Below are 14024 nucleotides of genomic sequence, written 5' to 3'. Positions count from 1 at the left end.
CCGCACCATCCGCCCGAGTCCGCCGTCGTCGCTCAAGGCGCGGCGGCTGGCGTGGGCGCGGTGGCGGGGTGTGGATAGTGGCGTTGTAGATCTTGGTAGCAAATGGCCCCTCCAAGGGCCGTTTCCTGCCAAGATCTACTGCAATCCCGAGATTCGGAACGCTATGCCCAGGGGGTGGAAGATTGGGGTTCAGGCGGGCGGGTTCGGTTGCCACGAAGGAGCCCTCGCCGCTGCCGGCCGGGGAGACGAGCGCCGGATGGCCGCCCTGCTCGACCAGGCCGACGCAGCGGCAGCGGTCGGCGGCGGCTTCGGCCGGGCGTCGGTCGAGGCGAGGACCCGAACTGGGCGGGCTGGTCGAGTGATGCCCTCGCCGCCGCCCTGCACGCCACCTGACCCCGCTTCGCCATCAGGCGAAGCGGCGTCCGGATCGCCAGTCTTCGGCGTTCTCGCGCCATATCGGCCAGGTGCGCCACAGGAACACACCGCCACCCGATCCCAACGCCACGACCAGGCCGATGCCGACCCACGCCGCGTACCGGTCGTCGCCGATGCGTACGTCGCGCACGATCGCGTCGGGTGAGGCGGGGTCATAGACCACGGTGGCCGCATCGCCCACCCGCGGCCGTGGACGCCAGTAGTAGTCGCTGACCTGCGTGACGACGTCATGGCCGTCGGCGGTGGTGAACGAGGCCACCACGTACGAGTCCCGCTGAAGACCGTGCACTTCCAGCACCGTCGCCGTGGCGCGCACGCCGTACGTGTTCAACCGGTGCGTGCGGTACGCCGAGTCGATCTGGAGCAGTAAGAGCCCCACGGCCCCGACCAGCAGGACCACGAGGCTGAGCAGAGGGTGGCGCAGCCAGTACCCGGGCAGCCACCGGCTGCGCAGCCGGATCGGCGCACGTCTCCTCCGCCAGCCCATGCCGCCATTCTGCCCACCGTCGGCGACTGGGGTCTCGACGGTCAGGTGCCGGATCGACGACCCTGCCGACTCACTTCAGCAGCGAGCGGTAGAGGTCGAGGGTGCGGGCGGCGATGGTGTCCCAGGAGAAGTGGTCGACGGCGCGTTGCCGGCCGGCCCGGCCGAAGTCGGCGGTGCGAGCCGGGTCGGCGAGCAGCTCGTTCATCGCCGCCGCCAGGTCGGCCACGAAGCGTTCCGGGTCCAGCGGCCGGCCGGAACCGTCGGTGGCCTGCTCGATGGGGACCAGCAGCCCCGTCTCGCCGTCGGCGACCACCTCGGGGATGCCGCCGGTGGCGGTGGCCACCACCGCCGTCTCGCAGGCCATCGCCTCCAGGTTCACGATGCCCATCGGCTCGTAGACCGAGGGGCAGACGAAGACCGTGGCGTGGGTGAGCACCTGGATCACCTCGTGCTTCGGCAGCATCTCCGCGACCCACACCACCCCGGAGCGCTTCGCCCGCAGCTCCGTCACCAGGCCCTCCACCTCGGCGGCGATGTCCGGGGTGTCCGGTGCGCCGGCGAGCAGCACCAGCTGGGTGTCCGCCGGCAGGTCGCGCGCCGCGCGCAGCAGGTAGGGCAGGCCCTTCTGCCGGGTGATCCGCCCCACGTACACCACGCTGGGCAGGGCCGGGTCGATGCCGAGCCGGCCCACCACGTCCGTGCCGTGGTCCGGGGCGTACTGCGCCGTGTCGATGCCGTTGTGCACCACCCGGACCCGGTCCGGGTTCACCGCCGGGTAGGCGGTCAGCACGTCGCGCCGCATCCCCTCGCTGACCGCGACGACCGCGTCGGCCGCCTCGAACGCCGTGCGCTCGCACCAGGAGGAGAGCGCGTAGCCGCCGCCGAGCTGCTCGGCCTTCCACGGCCGCAGCGGCTCCAGGCTGTGCGCGGTCACCACGTGCGGCACGTCGTGCAGCAGCTTCGCCGTGTGCCCCGCGAAGTTGGCGTACCACGTGTGACTGTGCACCACGTCGGTGCCGGCGCAGGCCGCGGCCATCTCCAGGTCCACGCCCATCGTCCGCAGCGCGGCGTTCGCGCCGGTCAGGCCCGCCGGTTCGGCGTACGCGGTGACACCCGCCTCGGTGCGTGGCGCGCCGAAGCAGTGCACCCGTACGTCGGCGAGCCGGCGCAGCTCCCGGGCCAGGTACTCGACGTGCACACCGGCGCCGCCATACACCTCGGGCGGGTACTCACGGGTCAGCAGGTCGACGCGCAGCCCGGCGGAGTCGTTCATGAACGGCACCCTAGTGCAGAACGCGCCGCCGCACCCGGCTGTGGAACTGTGCCGTACGAGTGGTGAAGTGACGGCGGGGTAGATAGCGTCTGGACATGGCTGCCAAGGTGCTCGCGATCGTCCTGGCCGGCGGAGAAGGCAAGCGCCTGATGCCGCTCACCACGGACCGGGCCAAGCCGGCCGTCCCGTTCGGCGGGATGTACCGCATGGTCGACTTCGTCCTGTCCAACCTGGCGAACGCCGGCTATCTCAAGATCGTCGTGCTGACCCAGTACAAGTCCCACTCGCTGGACCGGCACATCACCAAGACGTGGCGGATGTCGACCCTGCTCGGCAACTACGTCACCCCGGTGCCGGCGCAGCAGCGCCGCGGCCCGTGGTGGTTCGCCGGCTCCGCCGACGCGATCTACCAGAGCTTCAACCTCATCCACGACGAGCAGCCCGACCACGTGATCGTCTTCGGCGCCGACCACATCTACCGGATGGACCCCCGGCAGATGGTGGAGGACCACATCGCCTCCGGCGCCGGCGTCACCGTGGCCGGCATCCGGCAGCCGTTGTCGATGGCCGACCAGTTCGGCGTCATCGAGGTCGGCGAGGACGGCCGCCGGATCCGGGCGTTCCGCGAGAAGCCCACCGACGCGGTCGGCCTGCCCGACGCGCCCGACCAGATCTACGCGTCGATGGGCAACTACGTGTTCAGCACCAAGGCGCTGTGCGAGGCGGTCGAGCGCGACGCGGAGGACAAGACCAGCAAGCACGACATGGGCGGCAGCATCATCCCGATGCTGGTGGAGCGCGGCGAGGCCAACGTCTACGACTTCCGCGACAACGAGGTGCCCGGCAGCACCGACCGGGACCGCGGCTACTGGCGCGACGTGGGGACGCTCGACTCCTTCTACGACGCCCACATGGACCTGATCAACGTGCACCCGGTGTTCAACCTCTACAACTTCGACTGGCCCATCTACACCGGGCAGCTGACGTACCCGCCGGCCAAGTTCGTGCACCAGTGGGGTGAGCGGGTCGGCCGGGCGGTCGCCTCGATGGTGTCGCCCGGCGCGGTGATCTCCGGCTCGCTGGTGGAGAACTCGGTCGTCTCGCCCAAGGTGAAGGTGCACTCCTGGGCGCACGTGGACGGCGCGGTGCTGATGGAGGGGGTCGACATCGGCCGGCACGCGGTCGTGCGCCGGGCGATCCTCGACAAGAACGTGATCGTGCCCGAGGGGGCCGAGATCGGCGTCGACCTGGAGAAGGACCGGCAGCGCTACACGGTCTCCGACAACGGCATCGTGGTGATCGGCAAGGGACAGAAGGTGGAACCGTGAGCAGTCATCCCCGGGCCGGCAAGCCCGCCCAGCCCGCCGACCTGGTCGACGTGCCGCGGCTGGTGACCGCCTACTACGCCGAGCACCCCGATCCGCAGGACCCGGCGCAGCAGGTCTCCTTCGGCACGTCCGGGCACCGCGGGTCGAGCCTGCGCCACGCGTTCAACTCCGACCACATCCTCGCGGTCACCCAGGCGCTCTGCGACTACCGCCGCGAGCAGGGCCTGGACGGGCCGCTCTTCCTCGGCCGCGACACCCACGCGCTCTCCGCCCCGGCCGCCGTGGACGCGCTGGAGGTCCTCGCCGCCAACGAGGTCTCCGTGCTGCTCGACAGCCGCGACGGCTACACGCCCACCCCGGCGGTGTCGCACGCCATCCTCACCCACAACCGGGGGCGTACCAGCGGGCTCGCCGACGGCATCGTCATCACCCCGTCGCACAACCCGCCCGACGACGGCGGCTTCAAGTACAACCCCACCCACGGCGGCCCGGCGGACACCGACGTCACGAGGTGGATCCAGGACCGGGCCAACGCGATCCTCGCCGACGGACTGAAGGAGGTCCGGCGGATCCCGTACGCCCGGGCCCGCGCCGCCGACACCACCGGGTCGTACGACTTCCTCGCCCGCTACGTCGACGACCTGCCGGCGGCGATCGACATCGACGCGATCCGCGACGCCGGGGTGCGCATCGGCGCCGACCCGCTCGGCGGCGCGAGCGTGGCCTACTGGGGCGAGATCGCCGAGCGGCACCGGCTGGACCTGACCGTGGTCAACCCGACGGTCGACCCGACCTGGCGGTTCATGACCCTGGACGGCGACGGCAAGATCCGGATGGACTGCTCCTCGCCGAACGCGATGGCCTCCCTGATCGCCGCCCGCGCCGACTACCAGGTCTCCACCGGCAACGACGCCGACGCCGACCGGCACGGCATCGTCACCCCCGACGGCGGCCTGATGAACCCCAACCACTACCTCGCGGTGGCGATCGGCCACCTGTTCCGCACCCGCACGCAGTGGGGCCCCGCCGCCGCCGTCGGCAAGACCCTGGTCTCCTCCTCGATGATCGACCGGGTCGCCGCCGACCTGGGCCGCCCGCTGCTGGAGGTGCCGGTCGGCTTCAAGTGGTTCGTCCCCGGGCTGCTCGACGGCGCGGTGGGCTTCGGCGGCGAGGAGAGCGCCGGCGCGTCCTTCCTGCGCCGCGACGGGAGCACCTGGACCACCGACAAGGACGGCCTCCTGCTCTGCCTGCTCGCCGCCGAGATCATCGCGACCACCGACCGCACCCCCAGCGAGCACTGGGCGGAGCTGGCCGAGCGCTTCGGCGCGCCCGCGTACGCCCGCATCGACGCGCCGGCGACCCGCGAGCAGAAGGCCGTGCTCGGCAAGCTCTCGCCGGAGCAGGTGACCGCCACCGAGCTGGCCGGCGAGCCGATCACCGCGACCCTCACCGCCGCGCCCGGCAACGACGCGCCGATCGGCGGGCTCAAGGTGACCACCGAGTCGGGCTGGTTCGCCGCCCGGCCGTCGGGCACCGAGGACGTCTACAAGATCTACGCCGAGTCCTTCCAGGGCCCGGAGCACCTCGCCCGGATCCAGCAGGAGGCGAAGGACCTGGTCTCGGAGGTCCTCGAACGGGCCTGAGCACCTGGCTCGCCTCCCACCGCAGCCGACACCGGTGTGCGCCGGACCGAGCGGCGCCGGTGCCGGCGTCAGAAGGCCGTGCGCGACTGTCGAGCTGCCCCATGCCCGAGGGCAGGAGGGGGCGCTCTCCGGCGCGGGCGCCTGCTGACGGGAGCGCTCCTGCCAGGCCCGCCGTGCGTGCCTGGCCGGTCGTGCTGGCCTGCCGTGCCTGCCTGCCGTGCCTGCCTGGCCGGTCGAGCCTGCCTCGCTGTCGAGCTGAGTCGTCTACGACATCAGCTCGACAGCGTGTGTCGGGCCCAGCGTGTGTCGGGCCCAGGCTGGCCTGGGTGCAGGTGGGCGGGTCAGCGGGGCGGGGGCAGCTCGCGGCGGTTGAACTTCTCCCGCAGGCCCTCCGGCAGCAGTTCGCGGAGCTGGTCGGGAAGCAGCGGCAGGTCCAGCAGGCTCAGCTTGAGCTGGTTGCGTTCCTGGTAGCGGCGCGGGTCCAGGCGGACGACCAGGCCGGCGTCGTGCCGGTAGCGGATCTGCACGACGCCCTCCGTCGCGGCGTCCCGGATGACCAGGCCGTCCACCTCTATCGCGACCGGGCCGGAGCCCTCGCGCAGTTGCAGGCGGACCGTCTCGTGGGGGGAGAGCACCAGCGCACGGGAGATGCCGGCCATCGGGGCGGACGGGGTCACCACCACCGCCTCGGTGGCCGGCGAGACGAGCGGGCCGCCGGCGGCGTAGCTGTAGGCGGTCGAGCCGGTCGGGGTGCTGACCACCAGCGCGTCGCAGCGGTAGTACCCGTACTGCTGCCCGTCGACGGCGAGGGAGGCGCTGACGAAGCCGGCACCGGGCTGGCGGATCAGCGCGATGTCGTTGAACGCGACGAGGTCGTCGCCGCAGACGTCGCAGGCCAGGCAGCTGTGGTTCTCCACCGTGAAGTCGTGCGCCACCAGCCGGTCCAGGGCCCTCGGTAGCTCCGGCGGCTCCACCTCGACGAGGAAGCCGAGCTTGCCGACGTGTACGCCGAGCACCGGCTTCGGATCGTGGACGGCCGACCGGAGCGCGCCGAGCATCGTCCCGTCGCCGCCGATGGCGATCAGCGCGTCCGACCGGTGGGCCACCTCGCCCACCGGCAGCGGTTCGACCGTGGCCGGTACGCGGTGCCGGTCCTCGGCGCGTACGGCCAGGGAGATGTGGTGTCGGGCGGCCCAGGTCACGATGGTGTCGACCACCGCGGAGACGTCCCGGGTGGGGTGCAGCACCAGCCCGAGCCGGCTCCGGTCCATGCCTACAGCTCATCACATCCCGGGGTCCCGGGACGGGCGTACCGCGAGGCGGGCGGGCGACCGCGCGACGTGTCACTTCGTCACGTCCGGAGCTTTCCGCGTGACGCGCCGGTGCACGGGTCGTTGGTGGAGACGGGAGCGGGTCCGCAGGGGCTCGATGTCCCGGGCCCGCGTGCAGGTGGCGCGCCGGGCGGGAACCACGAGGAGGATCTTTGAAGATCGTCGTTACCGGTGGCGCCGGTTTCATCGGCTCCAACCTGGTACGCGCCCTCGCCGACACGCCGCAGGTCACCGAGGTGGTGGCCGTCGACGACCTCTCCACCGGGTTGCTGGAGAACCTGATCGACCTGCCGGTGCGGCTGTTCACGGGGACGATCCTCGACCCCGATCTGCTCGACGAGGCGGTCAGCGGGGCGGCCGGCGTGGTGCATCTCGGCGCCCTCGGCTCGGTGCCCCGCTCCATCGACGACCCGCTGCGCAGCCACCACGCCAACGCCACCGGCACCCTGAGCGTGCTGGAGGCCGTCCGGCGCCACGGGGTCCCCCACGTCGTGGTCGCCTCGTCGTCCTCCGTCTACGGCGCCAACCCCGTCCTGCCCCGCCAGGAGACGCTGCGGCCGATGCCGGTCAGCCCGTACGCGGTCTCGAAGCTGGCCACGGAGGCCTACGCGCTCGCGTACGCCGCCTGTTACGGCATCGGCGTGCTGCCGTTCCGCTTCTTCAACGTCTACGGGCCCCGGCAGGCAGCCAACCACGCGTACGCCGCCGTGGTGCCGAGGTTCGTCTCGGCGGCGCTGGAGGGCCGGCCGCTCCAGGTGCACGGCGACGGCACCCAGTCCCGTGACTTCACCTACGTCGGCAGCGTCACGGACGTGATCGTCGACGCGGTCCTGCGCCGCGTCTGCTCCCCCGACGTGGTGAACCTCGCCTTCGGCGCGCGGCTCTCGCTGCTGGAGCTGATCGCGGAGCTGGAGGAGGTGCTCGGTCGCCGGCTCGAGGTGGAGCACGGCCCGTCGCGGGCGGGCGACGTGCGCCACTCCGACGCGGACGACGGGGTGCTGCGCGCGCTCTTCCCCGACGTGACGCCGGTGCCGCGCGCCCAGGCCCTGCGGGCGACCGTGCAGTGGTACGAGGCGCACGCGGAGCAGCTTGCCTGACGGCGGACCGGCCACCGGCCGGGGCGCGGGCGGCGGTGGCCGGTACCCGCCCGAACGGGTTGGCGGGAGCCGCCGGTGCGACGGCACCCCGTCCTGATCCGCAACCGTGACCTTGGGTGTTGCTTGTCGTTGACTGTCAAGAAGGGTGCAAAAAGGTCATTTCGCCTAGTTGGCGCCGGTAGGCGGCAACACGCGACATCGGGGGAAACAGTTGAAGATCGTGGTCAGCGGCGGGGCCGGTTTCATCGGTTCGAACCTGGTCCGGGCGCTCGCCGAGCAGCCGCGGATCAGCGAGATCGTGGTGGTCGACGACCTGTCGACCGGTTCGCTGGACAATCTGCTGGACGCGCCCGCCCGGGTCCTCGTCGGCTCGGTCTGCGACCCGGACGTGCTGGACGACGCGCTACCGGGCGCCGCGAGCGTCGTGCACCTCGGTGCCCTCGGTTCGGTGCCCGGGTCGATCGACGATCCGGCGCGCAGCCACCACGCCAACGCCACGGGAACGGTGAGCGTGCTGGAGGCGGTGCGCCGCCACGACGTGCCGCACGTGGTGGTCGCCTCGTCCTCCTCGGTCTACGGGGCGGCTCCGGGGATGCCCCGGCACGAGGCGCTGCGGCCGATGCCGGTGAGCCCCTACGCGGTCTCCAAGCTCGCCACCGAGACCTACACCCTCGCCTACGCTGCCTGCTTCCACCTCGCCGTGCTCCCGTTCCGCTTCTTCAACGTGTACGGGCCGCGGCAGGATCCCGAGCACCCCTACGCCGCCGTGGTGCCGAGGTTCATCGCCGACGCGCTCGACGGCCGGCCCCTGACGCTGCACGGCGACGGCCAGCAGACCCGCGACTTCACCTACGTCGCCGACGTCACCGACATCATCACCGACGCCGTGGTGCGCCGCGTCGGCGCGCCCGACGTGGTCAACCTGGCGTTCGGCACCCGTACGTCGCTGCGGGATCTGGTCGCCGAGCTGGAGGTCGTGCTCGGCCGGCGGCTCGAGGTGGAGCACGGCCCACCGCGGCCCGGCGACGTCCGCGACTCGCAGGCCGACTGCACCCGGCTGCAGGAGCTGTTCCCCGCCGCCCGGCCGCACTCGCTGCGCGCCGGTCTGGCGGCGACGGTCGAGTGGCACTCGGCTGCCCGCGCGCTGAGTCCGGTCTAGGGCGGCCGACCGCGATGCACCCCGCCGTCACGCAGCCGGCCGACGCCCGATCCGCGCCGGCCGACCCGGCTGCGGACGACAGGGGCCGTGACCGGAGGCTGGTCGCCGGCATCGCGACGACGGTGGGCAGTCGGGCGGTCGGTGCCGTCGTGCCGCTGCTGCTGCTCCCGCTCACCCATCGGTATCTCGGCACGGAGCTGTTCAGCCTGTGGCAGGCGGTGACGGCACTGACCGCGATGGCGGCCTTCGCCGACCTAGGCCTGGGCAACGGGCTGATGACCAAGTTGGCGGACACCCAGGCCCGGGGCGAGACCGCCCAGGCCAGACGCTACGTCTCCACCGCCTACCTGACCCTGGCCGGCGCGGCGGTCGCGGCCTGCGCCGCCCTCTGGATCGGGGCGCTCGCCATCCCGTGGACCTCCGTGTTCAACCTGCCCAGCGCCGAGCTGGTGCCGACCGCCCGGTCCATGACGCTGGTCTGCCTGACCGTCTTCATCCTCAACGTGCCGATGTCGCTGGTCATCCGGGTGCAGTACGGCGTCCAGCAGGTCGCCCGCGCCAACACGTGGCAGTTGGCCGGGTCCCTGCTCTGCCTTCCGCTGACCCTGGCCGCCGTGGCCCTCGACGCCGCGCCGGTGACCTTGGTGGCCGCCGTGGTGATCGGTCCGCTGCTGGGCAACGCGGTGAACAGCCTGTGGTTCTACATCCGGCGGATGCCGGAGCTGGCCCCGTCGTTGCGGTGCGTGGAGAGGGCCGCCGCCCGGGAGCTGCTCCGGCTGGGCGGGATGTTCCTGCTGCTCACGGCAGCGCTGACGGTCGCGACCAACGCCGACCCGCTGATCGTGGCACAGACCCGTGGCCTGGCCGACGTGGCCGTGTTCGCCGTGGCCGCCCGCCTGATCGCCCAGCTCGGGCTGCTCATGTCGATGGTGAGCGCGGCGGCGTGGCCGGCGCACGGTGAGGCGCTGGCCCACGGGCGGGTGGCCTGGATCCGCCGCCGCACCAGGCGGATGACCCTCGTGGCCGCGACAGCCGTCGGGCTGCCGAGCATCGTGGTGGCGCTCGTCGGTGGGCAACCGTTGGCCGCGCTGATGGGGATGACGCAGGCACCGGACCGGTGGCTGCTCGCCGGCCTCGGTGCCTGGTGGATGGTGCTCGCGGTGGCCTCGCCCTGGTTCATGGTGCAGAACGCCGCCGGGGTGGTCCGTCCGCAGCTCGTCGCCTGGGCGGCGTACCTCGTCCTGGCGGTGCCGCTGAAGTGGTGGGGCGCCGGGGCGCTGGGGATGGCCGCGGTGCCGTGGCTGGGTGCGGCAGTCGCACTGGTGACGGTGTTCCCGGCGGCGCTGCTGGGTTACCGCCAGGTGCTGGCCCGAGCCGGCCCGGCGGTCCAGGGCCAGCGGGTCGCGGCATGAGCGGACCGCCGGACCGGCCGCGCCTGGTCGCGGTGCCACCACAGCAGGGGCCCGGTGACCCGGGCTTTCGTCGCCCGCCCGGCGGAGGTCTCCGCCGTGGCCGTACCCGGCCCGGTGCCGGAGAGGACAGTGCCATGACGGATTCATCCGGTTGGGTGGCGTACGTGGGGCCGTTCCGCTACCCGTGGGGCGAGGCATGCTCCCGGCGGGTCGACGGGATCGCCCGGTCGCTGGCCCTGGCCGGCCGGCACGTGGTGGTGGTCGGCGGGGAGCACACCCCGGCCGAGCCTCGACCGGTCGACGTCGTGACGGGGCCGGGCACGATAACCCACGTCGGAGTGGGCGAGTTGCCGCCCGCCGGGGCGAGCCCGGCGGCCAGGGCGACCCAGGTGCTCCTCCGCTGGGGAGCGCGGACCGTCGCCTGGCTGGCGGCGCAACCGACCCGACCGTCACATGTCGTGGTCTACGGCGGCGGGACGCCGTACATGGTCCACCTGCGCCGGTGGTGCCGGCGCCACGGGATTCCGCTGGTGGTCGACGTGGTCGAGTGGTACAGCCCTCGGCAACTGGTCGGCGGAGCGCTGGGCCCCCTGCACCTGTCTGCGAAGCTCGCCCTGCGCCACCACTACCCGCGCTGCTCCGGCGTCATCGCCATCAGCACCCTGCTCGAGGAGCACTTTCGGCAGCGGGGCTGCCAGGTCGTGCGGGTGCCGCCGACCCTCGACGTGCGGCAGCTGGCGAGCACACCGGAGACCCCGGCCACCGGGTGGGACGGGCTCACCCTGGTCTACGCCGGCACCCCCGGCCGCAAGGACCTGCTCGGCACCGTCGTCGAGGCGGTCGAGGCGGTGGCGCGCTCCGGTGCGCGGCTGCGGCTGAGGGTGGTGGGGCCGTCCCGCCAACAGCTGCGCGATCTGCTCGGCGGCGACCCGCCGGAGATGGTGGAGGTGGTCGGCCGGGTGCCGCAGTGGACGGTGCCGCAGCTGTTGCGCGAGGCCGACTTCAGCGTTCTGCTCCGGCCGCCGGCGCGTTACGCCAACGCCGGCTTCCCGACGAAGGTCTGCGAGTCGATGGCGAACGGCACCCCGGTGATCTGCAACCTGACCAGCGACCTGGGCCGCTACCTGGAGGACGGCGTCAATGCCCTGGTCTGCACCGACCACTCCGTGGCCGCGCTGGCGGCGACGCTGCACCGGGCGGTGCGGCTGACCGCCGAGGAACGGCTGCTCATGCGCAAGGCCGCCCGGGAGCAGGCGCTGGACTCCTTCGACGTCCGGGCGTACGCACAGCCGCTGGCGCGGCTGCTCGATTCTGTACAGGAGGTAACGGGTGCCGGACACCGGGGGCACTGAGATGCCGGAGCGGATGCGGGTGTGCGTGGTGGGGCCCCTGCCGCCACCGATGGGAGGCATCGCCCGCGGGGTGGCGATGCTGGTCGACCGGTTCCGCGACGATCCGGAGGTCCACATCGAGGTGGTCGACATCGCCCAGCGGTGGCGCGGCGTGCACGACCTCGTGCCGGGGCGACGCCTGACGGCGGGGGTACGCCAGCTCACGGCCGGCGCCGTGGCACTGCGCCGCGTCCTGGCCGCGGGCCGGACCGACGTCGTGCACCTGCATTCGTCCGGTGGCCCCGGCGTCCTCCGGGACCTGGCGTTACTGCTCATCACCCGGGTGTACCGGCGACCGGCCGTCTACCACCTGCACTTCGGGCGGATCCCCGAGATCGCGGGGCGCGGCAGTCGGGAGTGGCGGTCGATGGCCCCGGCGATGCGGCTGGCGACGGTCGTTCTGGTCCTCGACGAGGCGTCCGAGTCCACCGTCCGCAACCAGCTCCCCACGGTGTGGGTGCGGCGGATGCCGAACGGAGTGGACCTCGACCGGCTTCCGGCGCCACACCGGAATCCCGCGCCGGCGGAACGCACGATGCTGTTCGTCGGCTGGTTCCTGCCCGCCAAGGGGGTCGAGGACCTGCTGGCCGCGTGGCGGACGGCCGCGCAGCCGGGTTGGCGGCTGCTCTTCGTCGGCCCCGCCGATCCGGCCTACCTGGGATCGGTGACCGAGCGGCACCAGCCGCCGGCGTCGGTGTCCTTCCTGGGCGAGCTGCCGCACCCGGACGTCCTCGCCATGATGGCCCGCTGCGACCTGTTCGTCCTGCCCAGCCACACCGAGGGGTTCCCCAACGTGGTGGTCGAGGCGATGGCGCTCGGCTGCCCGGTCGTCGCCACCGACGTGGGGGCGACCGCCGAGATCCTCGGCGACGACAGCGGGGTGGTCGTCGCGCCCTCGGACCCCGCCGGCCTCGCCGCGGCGCTGCGGGAGCTGATGACCGACCCGGCGCGCCGTGCTGAGCTGGCCGACCGGGCCCGGGCCCGGGTGCACCGGCTCTACGGGCTACAGAGCGTGCTGCGCCAGCACACCGACCTGTGGCGTCGGGTCGCCGGTTCCCCCCGGCACGACCGCCGGCCGCCGGCCGCCGCTCCGGGGAAGCACCCCGTCGGGTCCTGACCGGTGGTCTCTGCGGTGGTGCCGGCCGCCGGTGCCGTGCGGGCGGCTCGACGGGTCGGCCGTGAGGGCGGGCACGAGCGAGAACAACGCCAGCGGTAGCCAGGCGGCCAGGGCGGCCTCCCAGTGCCCGGTGAGCCAGATCGGCAGGAACATCACCAGGAACAGCCCGGCCAGCCGCGCGCCGAGCCGGGAGGCGCGCCCGACGGGCCGCATGGCGGCGGCCAGGACGGCCGCGTAGCACAGCACGCCCACGAGCCCGAGGTCGGCGCCGAGGGTGAGGACCAGACTGTGGGCGCCGATTCCCCAGGAGCTGACCGCCATGAACGCGCCCGCCCCGATCCCGGCGAGCGGGGACTGCCCCCAGACAGCGACGGCCTCGGGCCAGACCAGCATCCGGCCGGCGAGGTCACCGGTCGCCCGGTCGGCGACGAGGCCGTCGAGGCGCAGCATCGTCGCCTCGCCCAGGCCGAGCGGTACCAGGAGCAGGACCGCCGGGACGACCACCGCCGCGACCAGCCAGCACGCCCGGGGGGCCGCCCGGCTGCACACCAGGTAGACGGCGCCGAGCAGCAGCGCGGCCAGCGCGCCCCGCGTGCCGCTGAGCAGCACCGCGTAGCCCAGCAGCGGCACGCACGCGTAGAGCGCGAGGCGGACCGCGCGGGGCAGCCCACCGACGCTGCCCAGCAACACCGCCAGCAGGATTCCGGCGACCATCGTGTAGGCGGTCAGGTTGATGTTGATTCCCTCGATGCCGTACCGGACGCTGAGGTCGAAGGCTCCCGTCCGGTCGAGGTCGCCGCCGGTGGAGGGTGCCCGGATCAGCTCGACCGCCCGGATGAGACAGCCGGCGATGAACGCGACGCCGACCGCGAGCAGATCGCGGGTGGTGGTCACGATGTGCCGCACCGCGACCAGCAGCAGCAGGCAGGTGCCGTACAGGTAGACGGTGCTGCGGGTCGCCGAGGTGTCGAGCGTCCACCCGAGGCTGGCGACCACCCACACGCCGAGCAGCAGGGCGAGCACGTCGACCAGCCCCGGCCGGGGGATGCGACCACTGAGGACGACGGCGGCCAACAGGGCGGGGCCCAGCGGGGTCTGGTCCACCGACCAGCCCACCATCAGGGCGACGACGCTGACGATCGCGACGCTGACCAGTGTGGCGTAACGCCGATGGGCCCGTCGCCGGTGCGTGCCGGGCGAGCGGGCGGGTCCGGACAGGAGGCCTGGAGGTACGTCGCCCACGCTGTAGTCCTTCGTGTCGGTGGCCAGGCGGCATATCCGCTGCTCGCCGAGTCTCCCACCTATTCCTTAATGAAGCGGGCATTCGTAGCGATTGTCGGATGAAAGGCGT

The 14024-nt window shown here is 72.8% G+C and carries 11 protein-coding genes; 7 read left to right on the top strand and 4 right to left on the bottom strand.

Annotated features, from left to right (window positions below; translation table 11 throughout):
• Positions 1 to 406: 406 nt before the first annotated feature.
• Together ACLQ20_RS23695 and glgA are read right to left on the bottom strand one after the other, a co-directional pair.
• Positions 407 to 922, bottom strand: a complete 516-nt coding sequence (locus ACLQ20_RS23695) for a DUF3592 domain-containing protein (protein WP_358119036.1) — start codon at positions 920 to 922, stop codon at positions 407 to 409.
• Between the two features lie 70 nt (positions 923 to 992).
• Complete coding sequence (gene glgA, locus ACLQ20_RS23690) at positions 993 to 2195, bottom strand: glycogen synthase (protein ID WP_358119034.1); 1203 nt, start codon at positions 2193 to 2195, stop codon at positions 993 to 995.
• Between the two features lie 95 nt (positions 2196 to 2290).
• On the opposite strand from glgA, the gene glgC reads away from it, so the two are divergent.
• Positions 2291 to 3523 carry a glucose-1-phosphate adenylyltransferase gene (gene glgC / locus ACLQ20_RS23685; RefSeq protein WP_132235810.1) on the top strand — a complete coding sequence of 411 codons (1233 nt, stop codon included), beginning with the start codon at positions 2291 to 2293 and terminating at the stop codon, positions 3521 to 3523.
• A complete protein-coding gene (pgm, locus tag ACLQ20_RS23680; RefSeq protein WP_151454390.1) occupies positions 3520 to 5166 on the top strand; it encodes a phosphoglucomutase (alpha-D-glucose-1,6-bisphosphate-dependent) in 1647 nt (548 codons plus the stop codon). Before glgC ends, pgm begins: the two co-directional genes overlap by 4 nt.
• A 341-nt stretch (positions 5167 to 5507) precedes the next feature.
• Here the strand turns inward: pgm and ACLQ20_RS23675 are convergent, their stop codons facing one another.
• Positions 5508 to 6437 carry an NAD(+)/NADH kinase gene (locus ACLQ20_RS23675; RefSeq protein ID WP_425857709.1) on the bottom strand — a complete coding sequence of 310 codons (930 nt, stop codon included), beginning with the start codon at positions 6435 to 6437 and terminating at the stop codon, positions 5508 to 5510.
• A gap of 212 nt (positions 6438 to 6649) precedes the next feature.
• On the opposite strand from ACLQ20_RS23675, the gene ACLQ20_RS23670 reads away from it, so the two are divergent.
• The 5 genes from ACLQ20_RS23670 to ACLQ20_RS23650 all read left to right on the top strand — a co-directional run bounded on the left by ACLQ20_RS23670 (position 6650) and on the right by ACLQ20_RS23650 (position 12673).
• On the top strand, positions 6650 to 7594 hold the full coding sequence (locus ACLQ20_RS23670) for an NAD-dependent epimerase/dehydratase family protein (protein ID WP_151455448.1): 945 nt from the start codon (positions 6650 to 6652) through the stop codon (positions 7592 to 7594).
• A gap of 220 nt (positions 7595 to 7814) precedes the next feature.
• Positions 7815 to 8753: an NAD-dependent epimerase/dehydratase family protein gene (locus ACLQ20_RS23665; protein WP_225852284.1), complete on the top strand. Its 939-nt coding sequence runs from the start codon at positions 7815 to 7817 to the stop codon at positions 8751 to 8753.
• 14 nt (positions 8754 to 8767) lie between these two features.
• On the top strand, positions 8768 to 10165 hold the full coding sequence (locus ACLQ20_RS23660) for a lipopolysaccharide biosynthesis protein (RefSeq protein ID WP_327027557.1): 1398 nt from the start codon (positions 8768 to 8770) through the stop codon (positions 10163 to 10165).
• Between the two features lie 134 nt (positions 10166 to 10299).
• Positions 10300 to 11517, top strand: a complete 1218-nt coding sequence (locus tag ACLQ20_RS23655; RefSeq protein ID WP_327027559.1) for a glycosyltransferase — start codon at positions 10300 to 10302, stop codon at positions 11515 to 11517.
• Complete coding sequence (locus ACLQ20_RS23650; RefSeq protein WP_425857708.1) at positions 11495 to 12673, top strand: glycosyltransferase family 4 protein; 1179 nt, start codon at positions 11495 to 11497, stop codon at positions 12671 to 12673. The genes ACLQ20_RS23655 and ACLQ20_RS23650 overlap by 23 nt, the downstream gene beginning before the upstream one ends.
• On the opposite strand, the gene ACLQ20_RS23645 is transcribed toward ACLQ20_RS23650, so the two are convergent.
• Positions 12560 to 13915: an O-antigen ligase family protein gene (locus tag ACLQ20_RS23645; RefSeq protein WP_425857707.1), complete on the bottom strand. Its 1356-nt coding sequence runs from the start codon at positions 13913 to 13915 to the stop codon at positions 12560 to 12562. The two genes, ACLQ20_RS23650 and ACLQ20_RS23645, sit on opposite strands and share 114 nt — an antisense overlap.
• Between the last annotated feature and the right edge of the window lie 109 nt (positions 13916 to 14024).

It is taken from the genome of Micromonospora sp. DT46, assembly GCF_049841735.1.
Classification (GTDB): Bacteria; Actinomycetota; Actinomycetes; order Mycobacteriales; family Micromonosporaceae; genus Micromonospora; species Micromonospora reichwaldensis.
This window is presented reverse-complemented; position numbering and strand designations above follow the sequence as displayed.